Here is a 25,535-nt window from a genome sequence, read left to right as displayed (position 1 = left end):
CGTCACCACAAGAAGTTGCCATGAGCCGTTATCGCCCTCCCCGCACCGCCGGCACCGCACTGATCACCCCTGAAGGTGAAGCGCGGATGCGCGCCGAATTCCATGAGCTGTGGCATGTGCGCCGACCGCAGGTAACGCAAGCGGTCAGCGAAGCAGCGGCGCAGGGTGATCGTTCGGAAAACGCCGAGTACACCTACGGCAAGAAAATGCTGCGCGAGATCGACAGCCGCGTGCGATTTCTCACCAAGCGTCTCGAAGCACTGAAGGTCGTCAGCGAAAAACCCAGCGATCCGAACAAGGTCTACTTCGGCGCCTGGGTCACCATCGAGGACGAAGACGGCAAGCAGTCGCGCTACCGCATCGTCGGTCCGGATGAACTGGATCTGAAACTGGGTCTGATCAGCATCGACTCACCACTGGCCCGCGCCTTGATCGGCAAGGCGCTGGACGCCGAAGTCCGGGTACAAACGCCAACCGGTGAGCAGTTTGTCTATATCGTGGCGATCGAATATCCCTGAGCGTTTCAGCGGCGGGTGATCAAACCCTGCCGCGCAACGCGGGTCAGTTGCTTGATCATTTCCGGAGCGTCTTCAGCGCTCGGTGCCTGAATCACCGCCAGGTCAAAACTGTCACTGGCAAACCGCGCCAGCGACTCGCCATCTTCAACGAACTGGATCAGGAACGCGGCAGGACCTCCGCTGCGACGTGGCCAGCCATCGAGATAACGCAACAGCGTTGGCTGATGTTTGCCGCCAAGCAGGATTTTCGGGTTGCGCTGGGTGATATGTGCCGTGATCGGCGCGGGACGTGCTGGAGGGCGTAGTGCATTCATCGTGTCGTGTCTCTGCCTCAAAAGTCTGCATGGCAGGTGAGAGGCAACACCGAACCAGCGCTTTAGCGGTATTTCGAAGCCCTGTTCCGGCTTCTGACGGCAACTGTCTGAGTCACCTGGCGCCCCGCAAGTAGCTGTTTAAATCGGCGCATGAGCAACATCCTAGATAACGTGACCGATGAGTGTCAAGAATCGGCCGCAACAAAAAAGGCCCGCACAATGCGGGCCTTTTGCTTGAGCCAGAGCGCTCAACCGGCGATGGCGCGATCCACCGACAGCTTGCCGGCGCCTTCGATCATCACCGCGAGGCTGCCACCGAGCAGCGCCAGGGCGAACTCGTAACCGTTGTTGGCCATGAACAGACCGTTGCTGATGTGTACGGTGAAGATCGCCACCAGCGACAGGAAGGTCAGACCCAGCGCCGCCGGGCGCACCAGCAGGCCGATGATCAGCGCCAGACCGGCGAAGAACTCGGTACCGCCGGCCAGCGTGGCCATCAGGTAACCCGGGTGCAGACCGATGCTGTCCATGTATTGCGCGGTGCCCGCCAGACCGTAACCACCGAACAGACCAAACAGTTTTTGCGAACCGTGGGCGGCGAAGATCACGCCGACCGCGATACGCAGAATGGTCAGGCCGTAACCGGCGCGAGTGAACAGAACCTTGTTGATCAGAGAGCTCATGGGGCATTCCTTGTTTTGCGAGAAGTGTGTTGGGATTGGCCGCTATATTAATCAGTTAAATTCATGTTAAAAGCGCAATTATTCCGCTATTACAATCAAATTATTAGATCATTTACGTGAAGCGACTTTCTGTCCCCGGGGCTCCAGCGACTCCCGCTCCCGGTCGAACGCCAGGTAATACTTGTTCACGCTATTAACATAGCTGACGGGGCCCATGCCCACCTGTTCCATGGCGATGCGCTCGACCTGAAAGAACCACTGGTTCGGATTCAGCCCGCGCCGGCGTGCCTCGGCGCGCATGCCCTGCACCCGCTCCGGGCCGATGTTGTAGGCCGCCAGGGTGAACGCCATGCGCTCGCGCTCATTGAGTTTCGGACTGTTGAAAAACTTGCGACGGATCATCGCCAGGTACTTGGCCCCGGCCTGCACATTCGCATCGAGATTCTGGATATTGTTCACACCGACCCGCTGCGCTGCGGACGGGGTAATCTGCATCAACCCGGTCGGGCCACTGCCGCTGCGGGCGCTGGGTTGCAGGGCTGACTCCTTGAAGGCCAGCGCCGCCAGATTCAGCCAGTCCATGCTTTGCGCGTCGGCGTGTTTTTGCAGGGTCGGGCGCAGTTTCTCCAGACGCTGGCGGTCAGCCTTGGCCAACGGATAATGCACTTGATAGAGCCGTCGATAAATCCGCAGAAACTCTGCATCCTCGTTCGCCGGCTTCCTGTAGCCGACCAGGAAACGATCGATGCTCGCCCGCAGCATCGAGGCATCACGGCGCACGAACCAGTATTCCTCACCCGGCTCGCTGATCATCAATTGTCGGTCGAAACGCAGCTTGGGCAGGATCTTGCCCCAACGCTCGGCGATCGGTTGCTCGACGACGGTCAGGTGGAAAATCCCGCCCTGCACCATCTCCAGCACGTCCTCGACCGCCAGCGTCGGATCGACCCATTCGATCTTGATCGGCGCCAGTTTGTGCAACGCCAGTTTCTGATTGAGCTGGCTGACCGCCTCCCCCGCCGCACTGCCGGTGGGCAACGCCAGGGTTTTGCCGGAAAGCTGCTCGACCTTGGTGTAACGGCGCTCGCCCTTGATGCCGACCAGCACCAGCGGCACGTTGCTGGCGATCGGCTCACTGCTGGCAACCGCGTGGCCGGGTTGCAGATCAAGCAGCTCGCCGGGCGCGACCAGATCTCCTTCACCACGCTGCAAGGCACCGAGCAGTTGATCCTTGGCTTTGGGAATGATCTTGAGGGTAATTTCCTGACCATCGCGGGCGTGGCCATTGAGGTATTGCTCGAAGGCGCGCAGGCGATGGTATTCGACGCCGATGGCCTGACCCTGGACTTCACCGGAACTGTTGCGGCTCTGATTGACCAGCACGCGCAACACTCGACTGCTGCGGATCTCCGACAGGTCACGAACCTTGGCGGCCGGCACGGCTTGCTGTGGCCCGGGCAGGCGCGCAACCGCCGTTATCGGCAGCAGCAGCGACGCGCACAACAGGAGCAAAACCGAGGGACGATGCATCCACTCTCCGGAAAGAATACGGGGCGATTTCACCGCTGAACGGTCGAAATCACCGACGAAAACAGAGCGCCTGGAGCGCTGGCAAGTGCGAGAGACTGGCACAGTGATGGCTTTGCTGCCAACCCGGGCTACGTCACGGCATCAAAAGACAGCTATAACTCGTTGTAGTTCTTGGCTTTTCTTATAAATCTACAGCTCTGGTATGCTTTCCGGCCTTCGGCCCGAGGTAGAACCATGCAACTCATCGATATCGGCGTCAACCTGACCAACCCCAGTTTCGCCGAAAAACATCAGGCCGTGCTCGACCGCGCCTACGCTGCCGGGGTCTGCCAACTGGTGCTGACCGGCACCAGCGTCGAGGGTAGCGAACAGGCGCTGGAGCTCTGCCGGCAACTGGATCAAAGCGGCCAGCGGCTGTTTGCCACCGCTGGCATTCACCCGCATTCGGCCAGTGACTGGAACGCTGACAGCGCGCGTCGTTTGCGCAGTCTGCTGCACGAGCCAAACGTGGTCGCCGTGGGTGAATGCGGACTGGATTTCAACCGTGATTTCTCGCCGCGCCCGCAACAGGAAAAAGTCCTCGAAGAACATCTGGCGCTGGCGGTAGAACTGCAGTTGCCGGTGTTCCTCCACGAACGCGATGCCAGTCAGCGTCTGCTGGAAATCCTCAGGGACTTCCGCGATCAACTGCCCGCCGCCGTGGTGCACTGCTTTACCGGCGAGCAAAAAGCCCTGTTCAGTTACCTCGATCTGGACCTGCACATCGGCATCACCGGCTGGATCTGCGACGAGCGCCGTGGCACGCATCTGCACCCGCTGGTCAAGGAGATCAAGCGCGGACGACTGATGCTCGAAAGCGACGCGCCGTACCTGCTACCTCGCACCTTGCGCCCAAAGCCGAAGAACGGCCGCAATGAACCGGCGTATCTGACCGAGGTGCTGCGCGAAGTGGCGCTGCATCGGGGCGAGACCGAGGAAGATCTGGCTGCGCACACAACGGCGTGTGCCCGCGCGTTCTTCAACCTCCCCGCCCTGCCCTGATACACCTCAAATCCCATTGTGGGAGCGGGCTTGCCCGCGAAGGCGGTGTGTCAGTCATTGTTAATTAACTGAACCACCGCCTTCGCGAGCAAGCCCGCTCCCACAAAGGGGCTCAGCGTAGAACCTGTTGACCCAAATCAAGATCCGCAGATCTTCATAGCGGCACAATGCTGGCACCTTGCCAAAACTGTTTCCGCTATCAGAGAAGACCTCCATGGGTGCCTGGCTTAGCAATATCTCGCTGAAATACAAATTCTGGGCGGTCAATGCGGTCGCTTTCGTCACCACCCTGCTGCTGGTGCTGTATGCCGTGCAGCTTGAGCAGCAGGCACGCAGTCACGCGTCGAAAACCTCCGCGCAAGCCCAGGCACAATTGCTCAAGGCCTGGCCGACCGGGCAGGCGTTGCCCAAGGCCGATCAGGTACTGACCTTCAAACGCGGTGAAGCGCCGCGCCTCAACGATCAACCCGTGCTGGAGATCAGCGATAGCAACGGCTGGAACGAGATCAATCATCTGCCGCTGTTCGGCAACAACCCGCTGCTGGGCGCTGAAGTGTTCAGCCGTGGCGACGGCCAGCAAGTCGCGGTCATCGCCTATGGCCCGAGCCTGGCGCAAGTGTTCAGCGAACGCTTTGCCAACTACGCGGTGGCGGTGTTCATCCTGATGCTGGCCATGCTCGGCGCCTCGCAACTGCTGATCCGCTTCCTGCTCAGTCAGCTCAACACCTTGAAAGACGTGATGCTGCATGTAGAGAAGAGTGGTGACCTCTCGGCCCGTGTGCCGCTGGCCTGCAAGGACGAAGTCGGGCAAATGGCCAATGCGTTCAACGCGATGCAGGCCGGTTATCAGCGCGTGGTCACCACGGTCGCCAACACCGCGCGGCAACTCGACGTCGGCGCTGCGCGTCTGGCAGCAAGCATGAACGAAGTGCGCCACGGCATGCTCGGTCAACAGAGCGAGACCGATCAGGCCGCCACCGCGATCAACGAAATGACCGCCACGGTTTACCACATCGCCCAGCACGCCGGCGCCACCCGCGATCTGTCGCAGACCGCCGATGGTCTGGCCGGCAGCGGTCAGCAAGTGGTCAGCCGTGTGCAGCAGTCGATTGCCGGACTCTCCAGCGGCGTGCAGCAGACTGCGGAAATGATCCAGCGCCTGGCCGAAGACAGCCAGAAGATCAACGGCGTAGTCAGTGTGATCCACAGCATCGCCGAGCAAACCAACCTGCTGGCGCTCAACGCCGCCATCGAAGCAGCGCGTGCCGGCGAGATGGGCCGCGGTTTTGCGGTGGTCGCTGATGAGGTGCGCAACCTGGCGAAACGTGTGCAGACCTCCACCGATGAAATCACCACCATGGTCTCGGCACTGCAGGCCGGCACGCGCGATGCGGTGGACTTCATGCAGGAGAGTTCGTACAAGGCCGACGACTGCGTGCAGCAGGCGCAGGAGGCCGGCGAGGCGCTGGCGGAAATCACTGGCGCCGTGGCGCAGATGCGCGAGAGCAACACGCAGATTGCGGTGGCGGCGGAGCAGCAGAGTCAGGTCGCGGAAGAGATGAATCGGGCGGTGGTAAGCATTCGTGATGTGACCGAAAACACCGTGCAACAGACCGTGGATTCGGCGACTACCAGTAATGAGTTGGCGACGTTGGCCGGGGAATTGAGCAAGGCCATCGGTCAACTCAAACTTTAAGGGACTCATCGCGAGCAGGCTCACTCCTACAGGGGATTTGTGTGCGCAGCAGATCCTTTGTAGGAGTGAGCCTGCTCGCGATGGCGTCAATTGCAACACCATCGAATCCAGCCATTGCACCTATCACCACCATAGCCAACCTTGATTCGCCGCCCCACCCGCCCCGGCCTATTCTTCAACCATGTGTTCAACATGGATCGAGGAGTAGTCAACATGGGCAAACGTCACCCCAATCTTCCCGCGTGGCAATGGCGCGCGTACCCGAACAATCACCAGCACCCGACCAATCTGGTGTTGCACCTGATTGCCGTGCCGCTGTTCATCGTTGCATTTCTGTTGATCGTGTCCGGCGTGTTCAGCCTGAGTCTGGCGAGTGTGGCGATCGGTGTGATCGGTATCGTCGCGGCGCTGGGTCTGCAGCGCCACGGCCACAGCCTGGAGGCGCAAGCGTCCGAGCCGTTCAGCGATCGCAAAGATGCCGTGTCACGCTTGCTGGTCGAGCAGTTCCTGACCTTTCCACGGTTTTTCCTCAGCGGCGGCTGGTGGCGCGCCTGGCGTGAGCGCCACCGTCGGCATTGAGTGATTCAGGCAAAAATCGTCACGGTCTGCCGACTCATGGCGATCAACTCTCCCTCCGCGCTCCACAGCTTGGCGGCGACATGGCCGTAGCCGTCGGCGGCGTATTCGATGTCTGCCAGATATTTGCACCAGTCCAGGGTGCTCAACTCGCGTAACGGCTGCACGAATTCGATGGTCCAGGTCAGCGTGCTGCCCGGTGCCGGCTTCTTCAGGTACGGCAACAAGGCCGGTGGCCACGCATCCACCAGCGCCAGCAGATGCGCCTCATTGACCGGCTCTTCCTTCACATCGCCACGCAAACGCACCCAGCCGCCCATCTGTCGCGACTTGTTGCCGGTGAACGGCATGCCGCCAACGCTCCAGCGCATCGCCAGGTGACGCATGAACTCCGGGGTCACGCCCTTGATGTAGGGCAACTCCTGGCATTCTTCCCAGTGTTTCATTTCAGCTGCCGGATAGGCCTCGACTGCGACTTCCGAAGGTCGCGAAGCACCAAAGCTGCCCTGCACGATCGTCACTACCTGACCGTTCTGCACAGCCCGGCCCAGCACTTGGCTGACCGCTTTGCCTTCGCGCAACACATCGACTTCGAAGCTCACCGGGACTTCCGGTTCGACCGGGCCGACAAAGGTGATCGCCAACGAACGCACCGGGCGCTCGGTCGGCACTTGCGCGCGCATGGTTTCGTATTGCAGCGCCGCGACCAGGCCACCAAAACTGGCCCGCCCCTGACCCCACTCGGCAGGAATGGTCACTTCTGGCTGGCGACGAACCGCCTCAATCAGATCGGAAAAGCGCATGACAACCTCGGCAAGCGAAAAAAGGAATGCAGCGATCTTAACCAGCATGGCAGAGCGCCGCAGCGTCTATTCCGGTCAAATGGACTGACAGAAAGGCCTTAAGGTCAGGAAGATAATCGAATGTGGGAGCGGGCTTGCTCGCGAAAGCGGTGGGTCAGTCACCGATCTGTCTACTGATACACCGCTTTCGCGAGCAAGCCCGCTCCCACAAAGGTTCTATGGAGAATTCAGGATTTGAAGCAGGCAGTGCTGAGTTTGTCGAGCACCCGATCGGCCTTGGCTTCAGCCTTGATCAGCCCCGCCTGCCAGGTCGCGACGCAGGGTTGCAGATCGCTTTCCAGTTCGGCCCGCGCCAGCCACTGCCAGCAATCGTGCCAGTCACCCAGCGCGCCCTGCGCCGACTTCAACCGCGCCAGCGCCGGCTCAGGCAGGCGATCGTGTTCCGGATAGGCTTCGATGCCATAGCGCACGCGTTTGATCAGCAAGCGCAGACGATGGCGGTCGTGGGCCGGATCGTGCAGCGCCTCGTCGAGTTTCTTCCATTGTTTGTGCAGGCGTTTTTCGATGCGTTTGCCCAGGCCCTTGAGCAGGCCCTGACGCTCGGAAGCACGCAGGAAACGCGGGAACGCATCGAGGATGATCAGCAGCGAAGCCACTTCGGCGCTCGCTGCCAATGCTGGATAGGCTTCGTCCATTTGCGCCATGCGTCGCTGTGCGGCTTGCGGTTGATCGTGCTTGAGCAGGTAGGCGGCCAACACCTCGCGATCGCGCCACGGGGTGGTCAACTGCCCCACCGCAGATGCCGCCACTTCCAGTTGCTCGACTCCGGGCAAACCACGCAAGGGTCGCAACAGGCTGCGCAAGCGCCGCACCGTGGTGCGCAAGTCGTGCAGCGCCTCGGGGTCGGTACGCGCGGTCAGTCGCGCCTGACAGGCCAGCAGCCGCACTTCCAGGCTCAGGACATGAGCCACCAGCCGATCCACCAACGCAGACATCACTTGCTCCTGATTCACATGGCTTGAAGGATGAGTCTGCCGTCAGAAGGCAGGCGCATCCTTGCGTCAAGTCAGCAGCTTAGCGCCCGGCGCGGGATTCGCGAATATAGAAACGGGCTTTCTCGGCCTTGTTGCTGCAGCCTTCAAAGCCTTCGAATTGCTGCTGAGTCTTGGCCGCCGTCAGCAACGACAGCGCCTTGGAGTAGCTGACCGTGCCGGCGAAACCCTCGGCCTTGGCCAGGTCCAGTTCATGCCACGCCGCATCCAGCTGACTGCCACAGCTGTCCCGATAAGCAGTCTTGCCAGCGCAACCGGCCAATGCCAGGGCGATCAACGGCACACAGATCCAGGCTTTCATCACTCACACCTCAAAATAGGTCAACAGTCGTGCAGGTAAGACGTTGCGGCGCTGGAAAAGTGCCTTGGCGCCCCATGAATCTGCGGTGACCAGAGCATAGCGCCGAGCGGTCACGGAGTATCGAAAAAACGACGCCCCGGCTGCCCCCAACGACCCTGCCGATTGTCGCCCGCCCCCCGAAGGGTGCATTGTGGAGCCTTGTCGGGAGGAAGTTTGATGAAAAAGCGTGTCGCACTGGTGCTGGGCTCCGGTGGCGCCCGGGGCTATGCCCATATCGGGGTCATTGAGGAGATCGAAAGACGCGGTTACGACATTGCCTGCATTGCCGGTTGTTCGATGGGCGCGGTGGTCGGCGGGATCTATGCGGCGGGCAAACTTGACGAGTACCGCACCTGGATCGAAACCCTCGATTATCTGGATGTGCTGCGGCTGGTAGATGTGAGTTTTCGCCTCGGCGCAATTCGTGGCGAAAAGGTCTTCGGGCAGATCCGCAAGATCGTTGGCGAGATCAACATCGAAGACCTGCGCATCCCCTACACCGCGGTCGCTGCCGACCTGACCAACCAACAGGAAATCTGGTTTCAGGAAGGCTGCCTGCATCAGGCGATGCGCGCCTCGGCGGCAATTCCCAGCCTGTTCACCCCAGTGATGCAAGGCAACCGGATGCTGGTGGACGGCGGCATTCTCAACCCGTTGCCGATCGTGCCGGTGGTCTCCAGCCACTGCGACCTGATCATCGCGGTCAACCTCAACGCGACCAACCAGCGCCACTACAAATTGCCAGTGATTCAGCGCCCGCCCGCGTTTCGTTCACGCTTTGACAGTTTGCTCAGTTCGCTGGGTTCGAAGATGCCGTTCCGCCGCAAACAGGCCGAGCAATTGCTGTTGCTGGAACAGGAAGCGCTGCGCGCCGAAGCCGCCGACATCAACCCATGGCTGGAAGGCAGCGAACCGGAAAGTCAGCAACCGGCAGCCGCCCCTGAGCGCGAAGGCGCGCCGAAGTCCGCCACCGGCTCTTTCATCATCGACAACGTCGGGCCGGCGTCACTGCTGGACCTGATCAACCAGAGTTTCGAGGTGATGCAGACCTCGTTGGCGCAATACAAGATCGCCGGCTATCCGCCGGACATTCTGATCAACGTGCCGAAGCGCGTGTGCCGGTTTTTCGAGTTCTACAAGGCGCCGGAACTGATCGCGCTGGGGCGGGAGATTGCGCGGGATACACTGGATCGGTATGAAAGTGAGCAAGGTTGAGTATCTGAAAGGTCTCCGCTGGATGTAAGGCCCTCATCGCGAGCAGGCTCACTCCTACATTGGATCTGCGCCGTTCACAAAAACCTTGTAGGAGTGAGCCTGCTCGCGATGAGGCCAGACCAGGCGACACAAAACCTACAGATTGTTGTCACTCAACAACCGATACCCCACCCCCGCTTCAGTCACAATAAACCGAGGCCGCGTCGGATCATCCGCCAGCTTCTGACGCAAATGCCCAACGACAATTCGCAGGTAATGACTGTCCTCGGTATGCGTCGGCCCCCAGATATCCTTGAGCAATTGCTGCTGGGTGATCACGCGCCCCGGGTGCCGCGCCAGTTGCGCCAGCACCGCATATTCCTTGCGGGTCAGCGCCACTTCGGCACCGTCGAGCAGCACTCGTCGATAGGCCAGGTCCACTGTCAACGGGCCGAACGTCAGCGCTGCTTGCTGGGCCTCGCCGGCCGGTGCCTGACGCAACAACGCGCGGACCCGGGCGAGAAACTCCTGAATGCCGAACGGCTTGGTCACGTAGTCGTTGGCACCGCCATCCAGCGCCTGGACTTTCTGCCCTTCGCTGGCCCGCACCGAAAGCACCAGCACCGGCGCGGTGGCCCACTCGCGAAACTCGCGCAGCACCTGCTGGCCGTCCATGTCCGGCAGGCCGAGGTCGAGCACCAGCAGGTCGGGTTTGTTCAACGCCGCCTGCGCCAGGCCCTCGGCACCGGTGCCGGCCTCGAGCACTTTGTAGCCTTGTGAGGCGAGGCTGATGCGCAGGAATTTGCGGATTTGCGGTTCGTCATCGATGACCAAAATGGTCGCGGTCTGGCTCATGAATTCACATCAACACAAAAGATTGGCAAGAGAGTAGCGCAGTCGCGATCAGGCTTCATTGTCCATCCCCGGTTGCGTCTGCAACGGCAGGTGCAGGGTGATGCTGGTGCCGCGCCCGTCGATGCCGTCGGCGACGCTGATCCGGCCGCCATGCGCGCCGACCATGCCCTGACAGATCGCCAGACCCAGACCGGTGCCCTGCCCGCCGCGATCGCCACGCGCGGCGGTGTAGAACATGTCGAAAATTTTCGCTCGCTCGTCCTCGGGAATCCCCGGGCCTTCGTCGCTGACCGTGAAGAAGATCTCTTCGTTATTGGCACCAGCACTCAATTGCAAACGACCGTGAACCGGCGAGAAGCGTGCGGCGTTTTCCAGCACATTGACCAGCGCCTGTTCGATCAGCGCCGCATGCACGAACAGCAGCGGCAACTCGGACGGCACATCGGTGCTGACCTGCAACGGCGCGAGCACCGCACGCAGGCGATTGAGCGAACTGCCGACGATGTCCGCCGGCGCTACCCAGTCGCGCGCGAGCTTCAATGCACCATGGCCGAGACGGGTCATGTCCAGCAGGTTCTGAATGTAGCGATCGAGGCGTTCGGCTTCGTCGCGGGTGCCTTCGAGCAACTCGCGGCGATCTTCCAGTGGAATGGCTTCGCCGAGGGCCAGCAGACTGTCGATGCTGCCGCGCATGGCGGTCAGCGGTGTGCGCAGATCATGCGATACCGAGGCCAGCAGCGCACTGCGCAACTGCTCGGTTTCACCGTGCAGGCGCGCGGCTTCCAGATCGTCCGCCAGTTGCGCCCGCGCCAGTGCCTGAGCCAGTGGCTGACTCAACGCGGTGAGCAGGCGTCGACGCTGGCCGCTCAAGGTCTGGCCCTCTTTGGCGCAGACCCCGAGCAGCGCCAGCGGCCCGTCCTCCACCGACAGCGGCCACCACCACCAGCGACCGAACGGCAACGTGCCGGTGCCCATGCCGGCCGGTTGATCGTGTTGCCAGGCCCAGTCGGCGGCGGCGCGTTCCGATTCGCTGAATTCCAGTGGCCCGCCGGTCTCGACTTTCCAGCCGCCCTGGCCGTCGCGGTTGAGCAGGCACAATTGCAGATCGCTCCAGCCGTTGAGGTGCTGCGCAGCAGCGCTGATCACTGCCTGACGATCCGTCGCCGCAGTCAGTTTGCGCGACAGGTCGAGCAGCTCCGTGGTCTCTTCCTGCGTATCGCGCAACGCCTGCAACTGCCGCCGCTGACGCGCCGCGAGATTGCCGGTGAGCGCCGCCATCAGCAGGAAGAACAGCAAGGTCAGAACATCTTCTTCGCGCTGGATGGCGAAGGAAAAATTCGGCGGAATAAACAGAAAATCGTAGGTCAGAAACGACAAAGCCGCGCAGGCCAGCGCCGGGCCCAGACTGCTGCGCACCGCCACCAGCAACACCGCCGCGAGGAACACCAGCGAGATGTTCGGTAGCGGCAAAATACTCGATACCGCCCACGCCAGGGCACTGGCCAACAGCGTGGCAACCAGCGCCAACAGATAGTCGAACCAGACCAGCGTCGGCGTCGTTCTCAGGCGCGATTGCGGGTGTTCATGGTCGTTGTCGAGGACGTTGATTTCCAGGCCGTGGGCCTGGCGCAGCAAACGCGCGGCGAGCCCGCCACCGAACAGGCGACGGCGCAGACTCGGCCGCGACTGCCCGACCAGCAGCAGACTCGCCCGGCGTTCGGCAGCATGCTGAATCAGGGTTTTCGCCACTTCGCCGGCGCGTAACAACACCACTTCGCCGCCGAGGCGTTCGGCCAGTTGCTGGGCATTTTGCAGGCGCAGGCGCGATTGCTCGTCGCGCACTGTGCCGTTGTCGACATGCACCAGACTCCACGGCAAATGCCGGCGCTGGGCCACGCGACTGGCGTGACGCACCAGGCGTTCGGCATGCGCATCGCCATCGACGCCGACCAGCAAACGCCCGCGCACCGCCGGAGCCGCCTGACCGAGTTGGCGATAGCCTTGCGCGAGATCGTTATCAACCTGCGCGGCCGCCGTTTGCATCGCCAGCTCGCGCAACGCGGTGAGGTTGGTCTGGGTGAAAAACGCATCGATCGCCGCCCGCGCCTGCTCCGGCACGTAGACCTTGCCTTCGCGCAGACGCTCCAGCAATTCACGCGGCGGCAGGTCGATCAGCAGCAGTTCGTAGGCTTCCTGCAGCACCCAGTCCGGCAGGGTTTCGCGCACCTGCACACCGGTGATGCCGCGCACCTGATCGTTGAGACTTTCCAGGTGCTGGACGTTGACCGTGGTGTAGACGTCAATGCCGGCGGCAAGCAGTTCCTGAATATCCTGCCAGCGCTTGGCGTGACGACTGCCGGGGGCGTTGGTGTGCGCCAGCTCATCAACCAGCACCAGCTTGGGTTGGGCTGCGAGCAGGCCGTCGAGGTCCATTTCTTCGAGCATCACGCCACGGTATTCTGAGCGTACCAGCGGCTGCTGCGGCAAACCGCCGAGCAGCGCTTCGGTCTCCGCGCGGCCGTGAGTTTCGACGACACCGGCGATGATTTTCACGCCCTGGCGCAATTGCGTGTGCGCGGCCTGGAGCATCGCGTAGGTCTTGCCGACCCCGGGGGCGGCGCCGAGGAAAATCTTCAGCCGGCCACGGCCGTCGCGGGGCAGGTCTGCTAACAGCGCGTCGGCGCGGCCGGAGTCGCTCATGCTTGATGTTCTCTCTTCCAGATAGTTATGCGGTGTTCTTTCGGTCCTCTTCGCGAGCAGGCTCGCTCCCACATTTGGAACACGTATTCCTGTGGGAGCGAGCCTGCTCGCGAATGGCCGCGCCGCCGGTTCAGAGTTTTTCCAGCGCCATGTTCAGCTCCAGCACATTCACCACCGGCGGCCCCACCAGCGGCTGTTCGATGTGCGCATCGAGCAGTTGCTGCAAGGTCGCCACCGGCAAGTTGCGCGCTTGCGCGACACGCGCCAGTTGATAGGCAATTGCCGCCGGTGGCAAGTGCGGATCGAGTCCGCTGCCGGAGGTGGTCAGCAGCGCCAAGGGCACCGGCCCCTGGCCTGGCACCTGCAACTTGTTGGCGTCGTCGATTACCCGAGTGGCCAGCGCCGGATTGCTCGGCGCGAGGTTGCTGGCGCTGCTGGAAACGGTCGCGAAGGCGCCCGCCGAAGGACGCGGATGAAACCACGCATCACCGACGAAATCCTGGGCGATCAACGACGAGCCGCGCACCTTGCCATCGGCATCGTGCACCAGGCTGCCGTTGGCCTGTTCAGGAAAAGCGACCTGCGCAACGCCGGTCACCACCAGTGGATAGGCCACGCCGGTGATCAGGGTCATCAGCACCAGCAGGCTCAGGGCCGGACGTATCATTGTGGACATTGCAAAATCCTCGAATTCAGAAAGCGGATACCGCGTTAATTCAGGTGGACCGAGTCGACTTCATCGCCAGCAGGCTGGCTCCCACAGGAGGCCGCATTGCAAATGTGGGAGCGAGCCTGCTCGCGAATGGATCACACCAAATGCAAAGCTGTGAGCAGCATGTCGATCGCCTTGATCCCCACGAACGGCACCAGAATCCCGCCCAGTCCGTAGATCAGCAGGTTGCGCCGCAGCAGTGCCGCGGCACTCGCTGCCTGTACGCGTACGCCACGCAATGCCAGTGGAATCAGCACGACGATGATCAAGGCGTTGAAGACGATCGCCGAGAGGATCGCGCTCTGCGGACTGGTCAAGTGCATGATGTTCAGCACGCCCAGTTGCGGATAGATCGCGGCGAACAGCGCCGGCAGAATCGCGAAGTATTTGGCCACGTCGTTGGCGATGGAAAACGTCGTCAGCGCACCACGGGTCACCAGCAATTCCTTGCCGATCTGCACCACGTCCAGCAGCTTGGTCGGGTCGCTGTCGAGGTCGACCATGTTTGCGGCTTCGCGTGCGGCTTGCGTGCCGTCGTTCATCGCCATGCCGACGTCAGCCTGTGCCAGCGCCGGGGCGTCGTTGGCGCCGTCGCCGCACATGGCGACCAGACGACCGTCGTTCTGCTCAAGACGGATGCGCGCCAGTTTTTTCTCCGGGGTGGCTTCGGCCAGCACGTCATCGACGCCCGCTTCAGCCGCGATGGCCGCAGCGGTCAACGGGTTGTCGCCGGTGACCATCACCGTGCGAATCCCCAGTTTGCGCAGCTCGGCAAAACGCTCGCGAATGCCTGGCTTGACCACGTCCTTGAGATGGATCGCACCGAGCAGCTTGCCGTCGGCGCAGACCAGCAACGGCGTACCGCCGCTCTGGGCAATCTTGTCGATTTCCCGCGACAGCGCCGGGGCCAGATCGGAGCGTTGTTGGCCGAGGAACGACAGCAGCGAATCGACTGCGCCCTTGCGATACACGCGGCCCTGATAGTCGACACCGGACAAGCGGGTTTCCGCACTGAACGGCACGGCAGTCAACGTATCCAGTGCCGGCTCGGTTTGCGGATGCAGACCGCGCAGGTACTCGACGATGGATTTGCCTTCGGCGGTTTCGTCCGCCAGCGAGGCAAACAACGCGCCTTCGGCCAACTCGCGACCACTCACGCCCGGCGCCGCATACACCGCGCTGCAACGGCGGTTACCGAAGGTGATGGTGCCGGTCTTGTCCAGCAGCAACACGTGCACGTCACCGGCCGCCTCCACGGCGCGCCCGGACTTGGCGATCACGTTCAGGCGTACCAGTCGATCCATCCCGGCAATACCGATGGCGGACAACAGGCCACCGATGGTGGTCGGAATCAGCGTGACCAGCAGCGCCACCAGAAACACCAGCGGCAGGTTGCCGTTGGCGAAATGGGCGAACGGCTGCAGGGTCACCACCACCAGCAGGAAGATCAGGGTCAGGCCGATCAGCAGGATATCCAGCGCGACTTCGTTCGGGGTCTTCTGGCGTTTGGCGCCTTCGACCAGCGCGATCATACGGTCGAGGGTCGATTCACCGGGGTTGGCGGTGATCTTCACCAGCAGCCAGTCGGACACCAGACGCGTGTTGCCGGTAACCGCGGAGCGATCGCCGCCGGACTCGCGAATCACTGGCGCCGATTCACCGGTGATCGCCGCTTCGTTGACCGCCGCAATGCCTTCGATGACTTCGCCGTCACCGGGGATCATCTCCCCCGCTTCGACGCGCACCACGTCGCCTTTGCGCAGGCTGGCGGCGGGTACCACCTGAAAGCTGCCATTGGCCAGTTTGCGCCGCGCGCTGAGGCCTTCGCTGCCGGCCTTGAGGCTGTCGGCGCGGGCCTTGCCGCGACCTTCGGCCAAGGCCTCGGCGAAGTTGGCGAACAGCACCGTGAACCACAGCCACAGAGCAATCTGCGCGGCGACGAAAGTCGGCACGACGTTGTCCGGGATGAAGCACAGCACGGTGGTGAAAATCGCCGTCAGTTCGACCACCAGCATCACCGGCGAACGCACCAGTTGGCGCGGGTCGAGCTTGACGAAGGCTTGCACCAGCGCCGGACGCCACAGGGCTGAGATCGCGGTTTTCGGTGCTTCTGCCGACTGGGTCGGCACCGCAGGTTTTGCAGGAACATGCATATTCATGATCGATTCCTTAGAAGCCCATGCTCAAGTGTTCAGCAATCGGACCGAGCGCCAGGGTCGGCAGGAAGGTCAGGCCGCCCACCAGCAAAATGGTCACGGTCAACAGGGTCACGAACAGCGGGCCGTGGGTCGGGAAGCTGTTCTGGCCTATCGGTGCGGTTTTCTTCATCGCCAGGCTGCCGGCCAGGGCCAGTACCGGCAGGATGTAACCGAAGCGACCGATCAACATGCCCAGACCGAGCATCAGGTTGTGGAACGGCGTGTTGGCGCTCAGGCCACCGAACGCCGAACCGTTGTTCGCGCTGGCCGAGGTGTAGGCATAGAGCAACTGGCTGAAACCGTGCGGGCCGGGGTTGCTGATGGTCGCCGCCGGGCCAGGCAGAGCCGCCGCGATGGCGCCGAGTACCAGCACGCCCACCGGCATCACCAGCAAGGTCACCACCAGCAATTGCACTTCCCGCGCCTGCAGTTTCTTGCCGAGGTATTCCGGTGTACGGCCGATCATCAGGCCGGCGAGGAACACCGCGATCAGCACGTTGAGCAACATGCCGTAGAGCCCGGCGCCGACGCCGCCGAAGATCACTTCGCCGACCATCATGTTGACCAGCGCCACCATGCCGCTGAGCGGGTTGAGGCTGTCGTGCATGCCGTTGACCGAGCCGTTAGACGCCGCAGTCGTGGTCACTGACCACAACACGGTGGCAGTTGTACCGAAGCGTGCTTCCTTGCCTTCCAGCGGCGCGGTCTGTTCGACAGCAACATTGTTCAGCGCCGGGTTGGGCTGATATTCGGCCCACAGCGAAGTCGCGCCGCCGATCAGGAACAGCGCCAGCATGCAGGCGATGATCGCGCGGCTCTGACGCTGGTCTTTCACGTAATGACCGAAGGTGAACACCAGCGCTACCGGAATCAGGATGATCGACGCGAGTTCGAACAGGTTGCTCCACGCGGTCGGGTTCTCAAACGGATGCGCCGAGTTCACACCGAAGAAGCCACCGCCGTTGGTACCCAGTTGCTTGATCGCAATCTGGCTGGCCGCCGGGCCGAGCGGGATCACTTGATCGACACCCTGCATGGTGACGGCATTGACGTATTGCGCGAAGGTCTGCGGTACGCCCTGCCACACCAGGTACAGCGCCAGCAGCAGGCACAGCGGCAGCAGGCCATAGAGGGTGGCGCGGGTCATGTCGACCCAGAAGTTGCCCAGAGTCTTGGTTGACTTGCGACCGATGCCACGGCACAACGCAACCAGCACGGCGAGACCGGTGGCGGCACTGACGAAGTTCTGCACGGTAAGGCCGACCATCTGACTCAGGTAGCTGAGGGTCGCTTCACCGCTGTAGGACTGCCAGTTGGTGTTGGTCATGAAACTGACCGCGGTGTTGAACGCCTGAGTCCATTCCTGGCCCGGCAGGTTTTGCGGGTTCAGCGGCAGGTGATCCTGGAACAACAGGATCGCGAACAGCAGCAGGAAACCGGCGAGGTTGAACGCGAGCAAGGCCAGCGTGTACTTCTGCCAGCTCTGCTCAGCCTGCGGATCAACCCCGGCAATCCGATAGCAACCGCGCTCGACCGGGCCGAGAATCGGCGTCAGCCAGGTGCGCTGACCTTCCATCACCTTGTAGTAAAAGCGCCCGAGGAACGGCGCCGGCAGCAAGACCACCGCAAAAAACGCGAGGATCAGCCAATAGTCATAACTGTGCATAGCCGCTCCTAGTTCCGGTCCGCGCGCAACAGCGCAACCAACAGATAAATGAACAGCCCGGCTGCCAACAGCAGGGACACCCCGTCCAGAACGCTCATGGAAGATCTCCGTGTTACGGCGTATTGCCGCGTGTGGAGGCATTGTCGGAAAGGAGGCTGTAAAGGAACGAGACCGAGGGGTGCAGCGGCGCATAAAGAAAGCGTAAAGAGTGGGTTTATGCGTTCGTTACAGGTGGGTTTTGCGTCGTGTTGGCGGGCCTCTTCGCGAGCAAGCTCGCTCCCACAGGGGATTTGTGAACGCCACAGATCCAATGTGGGAGCGGGCTTGCTCGCGAAGACGGCATAACTGCCAGCATCGCACCCAACTGGCGCACAAAAAATGCTCATCCAGCCGCGAACATCCCCGATACGACAGCTTTCAGCGCTTTACGACCTGACTTACAGCAATGGCACGCCCACTGCACACGCCCTCCCCCGAGCTTTCCAAACCGTTCCGGGAGCAAGCGCATGAACACACAACTCAAACCCACGCTGGGCACCTTGCACCTGTGGGGCATCGCCGTCGGGCTGGTGATTTCCGGCGAGTACTTCGGCTGGAGTTACGGCTGGGGCGTGGCTGGCACGCTGGGTTTTCTGGTGACCTCGTTCATGGTCGCCACGATGTACACCTGTTTCATCTTCAGCTTCACTGAACTGACCACGGCGATTCCCCATGCCGGCGGGCCGTTCGCTTACAGCCGTCGTGCGTTCGGTGAGAAAGGCGGGCTGATCGCCGGGCTGGCCACGCTGATCGAATTCGTCTTCGCACCTCCGGCGATTGCGCTGGCGATCGGCGCCTATCTGAACGTGCAATTTCCGGCGCTTGACCCGAAACATGCGGCAGTCGGCGCCTATATCGTGTTCATGACCTTGAACATCCTCGGGGTGAAACTGGCCGCGACGTTCGAACTGATCGTCTGCGTGCTGGCGGTGATCGAATTGCTGGTGTTCATGGGCGTGGTCGCGCCAGCGTTCAGCTTCAGTAGCTTTGCCCTGAATGGCTGGGCCGGTTCCGATGTGTTCGGGCCGCCAGCGATTGCCGGGATGTTCGCCGCGATTCCATTTGCGATCTGGTTTTTCCTCGCCATCGAAGGCGCGGCGATGGCTGCCGAAGAAGCCAAGGATCCGAAGCGCACGATCCCCAAGGCCTACATCAGCGGGATCCTGACCCTGGTGTTGCTGGCGATGGGCGTGATGTTCTTCGCGGGCGGCGTCGGTGACTGGCGCACCCTGGCGAACATCAACGACCCGCTGCCGCAGGCGATGAAGACCGTGGTCGGCGACAACTCCGGCTGGTTGCACATGCTGGTGTGGATCGGTCTGTTCGGTCTGGTGGCGAGTTTCCACGGGATCATCCTCGGCTACTCGCGGCAGTTCTTCGCCCTCGCCCGCGCCGGTTACCTGCCGGCGTCGCTGGCGAAACTCTCGCGCTTCCAGACCCCGCACCGCGCGATCATCGCCGGCGGCATCATCGGCATCGCCGCGATCTACAGCGACGGCCTGATCAACCTCGGCGGCATGACACTCACCGCCGCGATGATCACCATGGCCGTGTTCGGCGCGATCGTGATGTACATCATGAGCATGCTCAGCCTGTTCAAATTGCGTAAATCCGAACCCAATCTCGAGCGGACTTTCCGTGCGCCTTGTTATCCGCTGATTCCGCTGATCGCACTGGTGCTGGCGGTGGTGTGTCTGATCGCCATGGCCTGGTTCAATGCACTGATCGGGCTGATTTTCCTTGGCTTCATGGCGGTCGGTTTCGGCTACTTCCTGCTCACCGGGCAACTGCGCGCTGACGCTCCGGCCGATGCGATGCTGACCGGCCGCTGAGGGATTTCGGGTACACCGGGCTTAACCGGCCTAGAATGGAACCACTGCGAACTCACTTCGCTCAAAGTGGTATGCAGCGTCGCTGGCGAAACCCTCGCCCGCCGAGCTGCCATTAAGGAGAGCCGTTATGCCCTGGTATGCCTGGTTGATTCTGGTCGTTGCAATCGGCTCGATCGTTGGCGGATTGATGATGCTGCGCGACACCGCCAACAAGGTTGAACTGACCGATGAAGAACGCAAACGCGTTGCACAGCGCAACGCCGAAGCGGACATCAAAGACGCGCAGGATCGCTGAACGAAGAACCCCGCCTGAATCGGCGGGGTTTGTTTTTTGTGCGGAGTATTAACTCCAAGGATCGTATTGGACTCAGCGGCGCGCTTTTAAGAAGTAGAAGTACAGTCACCATGTCATTTACCTTGGTTAAGATGGTGGTCTTGTTGCGGAGAGTTCCACATGCGTTACTCGCAAGATCATAAAGCTCAAACCCATCAACGGATCATCAAGGAAGCCTCGGCGCGATTTCGCAGAGACGGCATCGGTGCCACCGGCCTGCAACCGCTGATGAAAGCGCTAGGGCTGACCCACGGCGGCTTTTACTCGCACTTCAAATCCAAGGACGAACTGGTCGAGAAAGCCTTGCAGGAGGCAAGCAATCAAGTCGATGGCCTGTGCGCCGAGATCTTTGCCAAGGAACAGCCGCTGCAAGCGTTTATCGACACCTACCTGTCCGAATGGCATCAGACCTCCCCGCACGAAGGCTGCCCGCTGCTGACCATTTCCTCAGAGCTGGGTCTGCGCGGCCAGCCGAGCCCGACCAGTGATGCAGTACTCAATGCCCGGCTGAGTCAAATCGAAGGCACCCTTGAGGGCGACAATGGCGCCGATCGGGCCATTGTCATCATGTCGACGCTGGTCGGCGCGCTCTTGCTGTCACGCAGTGTCGCTGACGTCGAGTTTGCCCAACGCATCCTCGACGTCACGCGTGATCACCTCAAGCAATCGCAGGACTAAGCCTGCCAGCGCTTGAACAGCACACTGGCATTCACTCCGCCAAAACCGAAACCGTTGGACAGGGCATACTCGATCGGCACAGACCGCGCCTGACCGTGAACGATATCTACACCCGCACTCGCCGGATCGGGATTGTCGAAGTTGAGCGTCGGCGGGACGACCTGATCGCGGATGGCCAACAAGGTGAAGATCGCTTCCAACCCGCCGGCAGCGCCGAGCAAATGCCCGGTGGCGGATTTGGTCGACGTCACGGCGATTTTATTCTCCGTACCGAACAGCGCCTTGATCGCTGCCAACTCACCAAGATCGCCCACCGGCGTCGAGGTCGCGTGTGCATTGAGATGCTGCACCTGATCTGGCGCAACACCCGCCTGAGCCAGCGCCAACTGCATCGCCCGCCGTGCACCGCTGCCGTCCTCCGGCCCGGCGGTGAGGTGATAGGCGTCGGCAGTGGTGCCGTAACCGACCAGCTCAGCCAAAGGCTGCGCGCCACGGGCCAGTGCATGCTCCAACGATTCGATCACCAGCAGACCGGCGCCCTCACCCATTACGAAACCATCGCGACCACTATCAAAGGGTCGTGAGGCACGTTCGGGGGTGTCGTTGTAACCGCTGGACAACGCTCGCGCCGCGGCAAAACCGGCCAGGCTGACCCGATCGATGCAGGCTTCCGCGCCACCGCAAACCGCGATATCCGCTTCACCGGCACGAATCATCCGCGCAGCATCGCCGATTGCCTGGACCCCGGCCGCACAAGCGGTCACCGGTGCGCCGAGCGGGCCCTTCAAAGCGTGCTGGATCGACACATGTCCGGCCGCCAGATTGACCAGAAACGATGGGATGGTGAACGGCGACAGACGACGCGGGCCACGACTGTCCGTGGTGCGTACGGCGTCGGCTATTGCACCGAACCCGCCAACACCGGAGCCGATGATCGTCGCGGTGCGCTCCTGATCCTTGGCCTCGGACGGCTGCCATCCGGCTTGCGCCAACGCCTGGCGCGCCGCTTCCATGGCGAACAGGATGAAGCGATCCATCTTCTTCTGTTCCTTGGGTGGCGTGGCAAGGTCCGGATCGAAACCGGCCTCGACGTCCTCCGCCGCCGTTGGCACCATCCCGGCGACCCGGGTCGGCAGATCCGCGCTCACCGCGTCCGGCAAATTGCGCAAGCCCGAGCGCCCGGCGAGCAAGCGCTGCCAGACAATCTCGAGATCACTGCCCAAAGGCGAAACCAGGCCCATACCGGTGACAACAATTCGACGCTGACTCATACCGCAGTTACCTCTGATCAATTTTTGTAGCGTTCAGCCGCCGAACTGCGCGACAGATTCGGTGCCATGACATGTCGTGCACGCACAAAGGCCTGCCATTCACCCGCGTCAGGCAGCGACGGGATGGTAATCAACTCGCCCTGATCCAGGCCGGCCAGCGCCGCGTCGACCATCTCGCCGGCTTCCATCACCATCTCCGCCGGTATGCCACTGGCGTCGATGCCCGAGCGTTCCCAGATTTCAGTGCGGGTAACCCCGGGCAGCACCGCTTGCACCTTCACGCCAGTGCCTTCGAGCTCGGCGTTGAGCGACTGGGTCAGGCTCAACACGTAGGCTTTACTGGCGCTGTAGGTCGCGTTGAAGCGTTCAGGAAAAAGCGCCACCACCGAGGCGATGTTGATGATCGTGCCGCGTCCGGCCTTGGCGAAACTGGCGGCGGCTGCCGAGGCCAGCAACGTCACCGCGGTGACGTTCAATTGGATCAGACGCTCCAGTTGCTCGGCGTCGGAATTGGCCAGCAAACCATCGGCTGCGACCCCTGCGTTATTCACCAACAGGCTGATGCTCGAATCACTGCGCAGGCGTTGCTGGAGTTTGAGGACATCGTCCTTTTGCGTCAGGTCGGCCTTGAGCACTTCGACCTCACCACCACAGGTCTCGCGCAACTGCTTCGCAGCGGTTTCCAGACGCTGTTGATCACGTGCCACCAACAGCAAATCAAAACCACGCGCTGCCAGCCGCTGCGCGTAGATGGCACCGATACCGGACGATGCGCCAGTGACGACAGCGGTACCTTGAGACTGGACTGAACTCATGAGAGCGCTCCTGAAACATATTGGGAGATAGGCCTCCAACGCTCATTGGCCTGGAGGTGACGGAAATTATTATAGGCATAATCCAAAGACAATATGATACCCATAATTTTCAGCTCACCGACAAACGCGACGCCGCTCCCCCTGTTGCATCGCTGCCACCAGAAAGCAGAAAGGCCGGTCAATGACCGGCCCCTTGGCGTTGAATAATCAGCTTAGTTCACTTCCAGCTTGTCGCGGTTGCGATCCAGGATCGCCTTGCCGATGCCCTTCACTTCAAGCAGTTCATCCACCGAGGCAAATGGCCCATTAGCATCACGATACGCAACAATCGCTTTGGCTTTCGCCTCGCCGACTCCGGACAATTGCTTTTGCAGCGTCACGGCATCGGCGCCGTTCAGATCGACCTTTTGATTTTCAGAAGTCGTTGACGCGTCCATCACCACGGGCGGCTTGTTCACTTCGGAAGAAGCGAGAGGCGCAGCAATGGCGGCAATCGAGGCGCTGGTGAGCAAGGCAAAAATCAGGGAGTGGAAATATCCGGTACGCATAAGTGACGCTCCATCATCAATTGAGAAAGCAGCTTTTCCGAAGCTGCTCTCCAAACTTAGGCCATGATGGGAGCCTGTCAAAAACGCGTCCGTTACAGGATGTGAAACAATCAGGGTTCGAGACGGCGTTGCTGATGGATCCAGTCGACGATTTCGCCGTCGGGGGTGTAACCGCTAACCGTTTCACGCAGAAGCTGGCGGACTCGAGAGTAATCATCCGCGTCCACAGCGGCGAGCAGTTCACTCAAGCGTGCTTTCAAGACATCCCAAGGCAAATGATCTTCACTGGCGGTCATGATCATCGGATGCGGTGTCGCGGCAACGTTGTCGCCAATCAACAGCTCCTCATAGAGCTTTTCACCGGGACGCAACCCCGTGAACTCTATGGAGATATCGCCCTGAGGGTTGCGTTCGGAACGAATGCTCAAACCGGACAGATGTATCATTTTCTCGGCAAGTTCAACGATTTTAACCGGCTCGCCCATATCCAGCACAAACACGTCGCCGCCCTGCCCCATGGACCCCGCCTGAATCACCAGTTGAGCGGCTTCCGGGATCGTCATGAAGTAGCGGGTGATTTTCGGGTGGGTGACCGTCAGTGGGCCACCCGACTTGATCTGGCTGTGAAACAGTGGAATGACAGAGCCGGAAGACCCCAGCACATTGCCGAAACGAACCATGGTGAAACGGGTCTTGTTGACCCGGGAGACATTGGACTTGTCGCCAAACAACACCGGAGCTATCTCACGACTCAAGGCCTGAAGCGTCAACTCGGCAAGGCGCTTGGTGCTACCCATGATGTTGGTTGGACGCACAGCCTTGTCAGTCGAAATCAACACGAAGTCGGACACCCCGGACTGCAACGCAGCCTGAGCCGTATTGAGCGTGCCGATCACATTGTTCAGCACACCTTCGGCGATGTTGTGCTCGACCATCGGCACATGTTTGTAGGCGGCGGCATGATAGACGGTTTCGACCCGCCAGGTCCTCATGACATCGAGCAGTTTGTGTGGGTGGCGGATCGAACCGAGAATTGGCAGCAAGTGCACGGATACGGACTCCCGGCAGCCGCGTCGTTCCAGCTCTGAGAGAATGCTGTACAGATTGAACTCACTGTGGTCGAACAGCAGTAGCGTGGTCGGCCCCAATGCGAAGATCTGGCGACACAACTCCGAACCGATCGAACCTCCAGCCCCCGTCACCATCACCGTCTTGCCCTTGATACAGCGTTCGAGCAGATCCGGCTGCGCAGGTACCGAATCACGCCCTAGCAGGTCGGCAATATCAACCTCCTGGATATCCTCGACCTTGACCCGGCCGCTCGCCAGATCGGTGAAGTTCGGCACGCTTCTTACGTGAAGCGGAAACCCTTCCAGCAGGTTGAGGATCTCTCGGCGGCGCGCCCGGGTAGACGACGGAAGCGCGAGGAGGATTTCCTGAGCTCCCGTGACATCGATCATCTCCTGAATGTGCTTGGGCTTGTAGACATGCAGGCCGGAAATCGAGCGGTCGGCAATGCTCGGATCATCGTCGACGAACGCCACGGGGCGCATGACCTTGCCCATGCGAAGTGCTGCCACCAATTGATTGCCGGCAACGCCGGCGCCGTAGATGGCGACTTTTGTCAAGCCGTTGTCACGGCTCGTGAAAGGTACGTGCAGAGACGCAGTAAACCAGTCGCCCATGAAGTACTGACGCATGCACAGTCGCAATCCGCCGATGATGACCAGACTCAGCCACCAGTAGTTGAAAATGATCGAACGTGGAACAACGACCTCGTGATTGCTGTACCAGTAGACGACAACAGCCAGAATCAACGAAGAAAGACTGACAGCCTTGATGATCGCGACCAACGCGTCATTACCGAAGTAGCGCATGACCGCCCGGTACATGCCGAAGCGGATAAACAGAGGAATGGCAACAATAGGAGCGAAGGCAAACAACCAGAGATGCACTTTGAAGGGATTGTACATGTCGTCTATCCCCAGCCGGACAATGAATGCCAACCAGAGCGCGGCCCAGACCAGAACAACGTCTGTTATCACTTGTATCAGACGCTTGCGCCGCCGGGGCAATCCCAGCAACCGCTCTCTGACTTTGTTCAATGACTCTTCAAACACCTCAGCCCCCTCCTTTCAAC

24 protein-coding genes are annotated in these 25,535 nt (G+C 61.2%); 8 read left to right on the top strand and 16 right to left on the bottom strand.

Annotation, left to right across the window (positions count from 1 at the left end):
• Nucleotides 1-20 precede the first annotated feature (20 nt).
• Nucleotides 21-518 carry a transcription elongation factor GreB gene (gene greB / locus LVD08_RS11850; protein WP_016770885.1) on the top strand — a complete coding sequence of 166 codons (498 nt, stop codon included), beginning with the start codon at nt 21-23 and terminating at the stop codon, nt 516-518.
• A 5-nt stretch (nt 519-523) separates the two neighbouring features.
• Here the strand turns inward: greB and LVD08_RS11845 are convergent, their stop codons facing one another.
• From LVD08_RS11845 to LVD08_RS11835, 3 genes are all read right to left on the bottom strand, one after another.
• Complete coding sequence (locus tag LVD08_RS11845; protein ID WP_003226820.1) at nt 524-832, bottom strand: hypothetical protein; 309 nt, start codon at nt 830-832, stop codon at nt 524-526.
• 248 nt (nt 833-1,080) lie between these two features.
• Nucleotides 1,081-1,515: a DoxX family protein gene (locus LVD08_RS11840; RefSeq protein ID WP_007964771.1), complete on the bottom strand. Its 435-nt coding sequence runs from the start codon at nt 1,513-1,515 to the stop codon at nt 1,081-1,083.
• A 108-nt stretch (nt 1,516-1,623) separates the two neighbouring features.
• On the bottom strand, nt 1,624-3,045 hold the full coding sequence (locus LVD08_RS11835; RefSeq protein ID WP_247268211.1) for a transglycosylase SLT domain-containing protein: 1,422 nt from the start codon (nt 3,043-3,045) through the stop codon (nt 1,624-1,626).
• Between the two features lie 234 nt (nt 3,046-3,279).
• Here LVD08_RS11835 and LVD08_RS11830 point away from each other — a divergent pair, with 234 nt between their 5' ends.
• From LVD08_RS11830 to LVD08_RS11820, 3 genes are all read left to right on the top strand, one after another.
• Nucleotides 3,280-4,086, top strand: coding sequence for a TatD family hydrolase (locus tag LVD08_RS11830; RefSeq protein WP_115989200.1), 807 nt, complete (start codon nt 3,280-3,282; stop codon nt 4,084-4,086).
• A gap of 214 nt (nt 4,087-4,300) precedes the next feature.
• Nucleotides 4,301-5,782 carry a methyl-accepting chemotaxis protein gene (locus LVD08_RS11825; RefSeq protein WP_150368260.1) on the top strand — a complete coding sequence of 494 codons (1,482 nt, stop codon included), beginning with the start codon at nt 4,301-4,303 and terminating at the stop codon, nt 5,780-5,782.
• 213 nt (nt 5,783-5,995) lie between these two features.
• Nucleotides 5,996-6,361 carry an Mpo1-like protein gene (locus tag LVD08_RS11820; protein WP_047295495.1) on the top strand — a complete coding sequence of 122 codons (366 nt, stop codon included), beginning with the start codon at nt 5,996-5,998 and terminating at the stop codon, nt 6,359-6,361.
• A gap of 5 nt (nt 6,362-6,366) precedes the next feature.
• Here the strand turns inward: LVD08_RS11820 and LVD08_RS11815 are convergent, their stop codons facing one another.
• The 3 genes from LVD08_RS11815 to LVD08_RS11805 form a co-directional block, all read right to left on the bottom strand.
• Nucleotides 6,367-7,161, bottom strand: a complete 795-nt coding sequence (locus tag LVD08_RS11815) for an acyl-CoA thioesterase (RefSeq protein ID WP_247268210.1) — start codon at nt 7,159-7,161, stop codon at nt 6,367-6,369.
• Nucleotides 7,162-7,388: 227 nt separating this feature from the next.
• Nucleotides 7,389-8,156 carry a CHAD domain-containing protein gene (locus LVD08_RS11810; RefSeq protein WP_247268209.1) on the bottom strand — a complete coding sequence of 256 codons (768 nt, stop codon included), beginning with the start codon at nt 8,154-8,156 and terminating at the stop codon, nt 7,389-7,391.
• Nucleotides 8,157-8,235: 79 nt separating this feature from the next.
• Nucleotides 8,236-8,514 carry a hypothetical protein gene (locus LVD08_RS11805; protein ID WP_007963692.1) on the bottom strand — a complete coding sequence of 93 codons (279 nt, stop codon included), beginning with the start codon at nt 8,512-8,514 and terminating at the stop codon, nt 8,236-8,238.
• A 216-nt stretch (nt 8,515-8,730) separates the two neighbouring features.
• On the opposite strand from LVD08_RS11805, the gene LVD08_RS11800 reads away from it, so the two are divergent.
• The gene (locus tag LVD08_RS11800; RefSeq protein WP_047598663.1) at nt 8,731-9,768 is read left to right on the top strand and encodes a patatin-like phospholipase family protein; all 1,038 of its coding nucleotides are present in this window, start codon (nt 8,731-8,733) and stop codon (nt 9,766-9,768) included.
• Between the two features lie 135 nt (nt 9,769-9,903).
• On the opposite strand, the gene LVD08_RS11795 is transcribed toward LVD08_RS11800, so the two are convergent.
• From LVD08_RS11795 to kdpF, 6 genes are all read right to left on the bottom strand, one after another.
• Entirely contained in the window at nt 9,904-10,602 is a 699-nt protein-coding gene (locus LVD08_RS11795; protein ID WP_097088324.1) for a response regulator, read from the bottom strand.
• A gap of 48 nt (nt 10,603-10,650) precedes the next feature.
• On the bottom strand, nt 10,651-13,302 hold the full coding sequence (locus LVD08_RS11790; RefSeq protein ID WP_247268208.1) for a sensor histidine kinase: 2,652 nt from the start codon (nt 13,300-13,302) through the stop codon (nt 10,651-10,653).
• 130 nt (nt 13,303-13,432) lie between these two features.
• Nucleotides 13,433-13,978 carry a potassium-transporting ATPase subunit KdpC gene (kdpC, locus tag LVD08_RS11785; RefSeq protein ID WP_097088328.1) on the bottom strand — a complete coding sequence of 182 codons (546 nt, stop codon included), beginning with the start codon at nt 13,976-13,978 and terminating at the stop codon, nt 13,433-13,435.
• Between the two features lie 131 nt (nt 13,979-14,109).
• On the bottom strand, nt 14,110-16,173 hold the full coding sequence (gene kdpB, locus LVD08_RS11780) for a potassium-transporting ATPase subunit KdpB (RefSeq protein WP_049827884.1): 2,064 nt from the start codon (nt 16,171-16,173) through the stop codon (nt 14,110-14,112).
• A 10-nt stretch (nt 16,174-16,183) separates the two neighbouring features.
• On the bottom strand, nt 16,184-17,878 hold the full coding sequence (gene kdpA, locus LVD08_RS11775) for a potassium-transporting ATPase subunit KdpA (protein ID WP_027612451.1): 1,695 nt from the start codon (nt 17,876-17,878) through the stop codon (nt 16,184-16,186).
• An 8-nt stretch (nt 17,879-17,886) separates the two neighbouring features.
• Nucleotides 17,887-17,976: a K(+)-transporting ATPase subunit F gene (gene kdpF, locus LVD08_RS11770; protein ID WP_007963673.1), complete on the bottom strand. Its 90-nt coding sequence runs from the start codon at nt 17,974-17,976 to the stop codon at nt 17,887-17,889.
• 408 nt (nt 17,977-18,384) lie between these two features.
• On the opposite strand from kdpF, the gene eat reads away from it, so the two are divergent.
• From eat to LVD08_RS11755, 3 genes are all read left to right on the top strand, one after another.
• Complete coding sequence (gene eat / locus LVD08_RS11765) at nt 18,385-19,749, top strand: ethanolamine permease (RefSeq protein WP_007963671.1); 1,365 nt, start codon at nt 18,385-18,387, stop codon at nt 19,747-19,749.
• 127 nt (nt 19,750-19,876) lie between these two features.
• A complete protein-coding gene (locus LVD08_RS11760) occupies nt 19,877-20,044 on the top strand; it encodes a DUF2897 family protein (protein WP_003226857.1) in 168 nt (55 codons plus the stop codon).
• Between the two features lie 159 nt (nt 20,045-20,203).
• Entirely contained in the window at nt 20,204-20,761 is a 558-nt protein-coding gene (locus LVD08_RS11755) for a TetR/AcrR family transcriptional regulator (protein WP_247268207.1), read from the top strand.
• Here the strand turns inward: LVD08_RS11755 and fabF are convergent.
• The 4 genes from fabF to LVD08_RS11735 form a co-directional block, all read right to left on the bottom strand.
• Nucleotides 20,758-22,032, bottom strand: a complete 1,275-nt coding sequence (fabF, locus tag LVD08_RS11750; protein ID WP_247268206.1) for a beta-ketoacyl-ACP synthase II — start codon at nt 22,030-22,032, stop codon at nt 20,758-20,760. The two genes, LVD08_RS11755 and fabF, sit on opposite strands and share 4 nt — an antisense overlap.
• Nucleotides 22,033-22,049: 17 nt before the next feature.
• Nucleotides 22,050-22,847 (bottom strand): SDR family NAD(P)-dependent oxidoreductase, encoded by a 798-nt coding sequence (locus tag LVD08_RS11745; RefSeq protein WP_247268205.1) that lies wholly within the window; start codon nt 22,845-22,847, stop codon nt 22,050-22,052.
• Nucleotides 22,848-23,059: 212 nt separating this feature from the next.
• Nucleotides 23,060-23,395, bottom strand: a complete 336-nt coding sequence (locus LVD08_RS11740; RefSeq protein WP_247268204.1) for a ComEA family DNA-binding protein — start codon at nt 23,393-23,395, stop codon at nt 23,060-23,062.
• A gap of 110 nt (nt 23,396-23,505) precedes the next feature.
• A complete protein-coding gene (locus LVD08_RS11735; protein ID WP_431061453.1) occupies nt 23,506-25,368 on the bottom strand; it encodes a polysaccharide biosynthesis protein in 1,863 nt (620 codons plus the stop codon).
• Nucleotides 25,369-25,535 lie beyond the last annotated feature (167 nt).

This window comes from Pseudomonas sp. YL2 (genome assembly GCF_023063025.1).
Classification (GTDB): domain Bacteria; phylum Pseudomonadota; class Gammaproteobacteria; order Pseudomonadales; family Pseudomonadaceae; genus Aquipseudomonas; species Aquipseudomonas putida_A.
This window is presented reverse-complemented; position numbering and strand designations above follow the sequence as displayed.

What these genes read in the sequence shown, in the direction of transcription:
- greB (WP_016770885.1), top strand. Translation starts at nt 21, where the DNA reads ATGAGCCGTTATCGCCCTCCCCGCACCGCCGGCACCGCACTGATCACC.
- LVD08_RS11845 (WP_003226820.1), bottom strand. Translation starts at nt 832, where the DNA reads ATGAATGCACTACGCCCTCCAGCACGTCCCGCGCCGATCACGGCACAT.
- LVD08_RS11840 (WP_007964771.1), bottom strand. Translation starts at nt 1,515, where the DNA reads ATGAGCTCTCTGATCAACAAGGTTCTGTTCACTCGCGCCGGTTACGGC.
- LVD08_RS11835 (WP_247268211.1), bottom strand. Translation starts at nt 3,045, where the DNA reads ATGCATCGTCCCTCGGTTTTGCTCCTGTTGTGCGCGTCGCTGCTGCTG.
- LVD08_RS11830 (WP_115989200.1), top strand. Translation starts at nt 3,280, where the DNA reads ATGCAACTCATCGATATCGGCGTCAACCTGACCAACCCCAGTTTCGCC.
- LVD08_RS11825 (WP_150368260.1), top strand. Translation starts at nt 4,301, where the DNA reads ATGGGTGCCTGGCTTAGCAATATCTCGCTGAAATACAAATTCTGGGCG.
- LVD08_RS11820 (WP_047295495.1), top strand. Translation starts at nt 5,996, where the DNA reads ATGGGCAAACGTCACCCCAATCTTCCCGCGTGGCAATGGCGCGCGTAC.
- LVD08_RS11815 (WP_247268210.1), bottom strand. Translation starts at nt 7,161, where the DNA reads ATGCGCTTTTCCGATCTGATTGAGGCGGTTCGTCGCCAGCCAGAAGTG.
- LVD08_RS11810 (WP_247268209.1), bottom strand. Translation starts at nt 8,156, where the DNA reads ATGTCTGCGTTGGTGGATCGGCTGGTGGCTCATGTCCTGAGCCTGGAA.
- LVD08_RS11805 (WP_007963692.1), bottom strand. Translation starts at nt 8,514, where the DNA reads ATGAAAGCCTGGATCTGTGTGCCGTTGATCGCCCTGGCATTGGCCGGT.
- LVD08_RS11800 (WP_047598663.1), top strand. Translation starts at nt 8,731, where the DNA reads ATGAAAAAGCGTGTCGCACTGGTGCTGGGCTCCGGTGGCGCCCGGGGC.
- LVD08_RS11795 (WP_097088324.1), bottom strand. Translation starts at nt 10,602, where the DNA reads ATGAGCCAGACCGCGACCATTTTGGTCATCGATGACGAACCGCAAATC.
- LVD08_RS11790 (WP_247268208.1), bottom strand. Translation starts at nt 13,302, where the DNA reads ATGAGCGACTCCGGCCGCGCCGACGCGCTGTTAGCAGACCTGCCCCGC.
- kdpC (WP_097088328.1), bottom strand. Translation starts at nt 13,978, where the DNA reads ATGTCCACAATGATACGTCCGGCCCTGAGCCTGCTGGTGCTGATGACC.
- kdpB (WP_049827884.1), bottom strand. Translation starts at nt 16,173, where the DNA reads ATGAATATGCATGTTCCTGCAAAACCTGCGGTGCCGACCCAGTCGGCA.
- kdpA (WP_027612451.1), bottom strand. Translation starts at nt 17,878, where the DNA reads ATGCACAGTTATGACTATTGGCTGATCCTCGCGTTTTTTGCGGTGGTC.
- kdpF (WP_007963673.1), bottom strand. Translation starts at nt 17,976, where the DNA reads ATGAGCGTTCTGGACGGGGTGTCCCTGCTGTTGGCAGCCGGGCTGTTC.
- eat (WP_007963671.1), top strand. Translation starts at nt 18,385, where the DNA reads ATGAACACACAACTCAAACCCACGCTGGGCACCTTGCACCTGTGGGGC.
- LVD08_RS11760 (WP_003226857.1), top strand. Translation starts at nt 19,877, where the DNA reads ATGCCCTGGTATGCCTGGTTGATTCTGGTCGTTGCAATCGGCTCGATC.
- LVD08_RS11755 (WP_247268207.1), top strand. Translation starts at nt 20,204, where the DNA reads ATGCGTTACTCGCAAGATCATAAAGCTCAAACCCATCAACGGATCATC.
- fabF (WP_247268206.1), bottom strand. Translation starts at nt 22,032, where the DNA reads ATGAGTCAGCGTCGAATTGTTGTCACCGGTATGGGCCTGGTTTCGCCT.
- LVD08_RS11745 (WP_247268205.1), bottom strand. Translation starts at nt 22,847, where the DNA reads ATGAGTTCAGTCCAGTCTCAAGGTACCGCTGTCGTCACTGGCGCATCG.
- LVD08_RS11740 (WP_247268204.1), bottom strand. Translation starts at nt 23,395, where the DNA reads ATGCGTACCGGATATTTCCACTCCCTGATTTTTGCCTTGCTCACCAGC.
- LVD08_RS11735 (WP_431061453.1), bottom strand. Translation starts at nt 25,368, where the DNA reads ATGTACAATCCCTTCAAAGTGCATCTCTGGTTGTTTGCCTTCGCTCCT.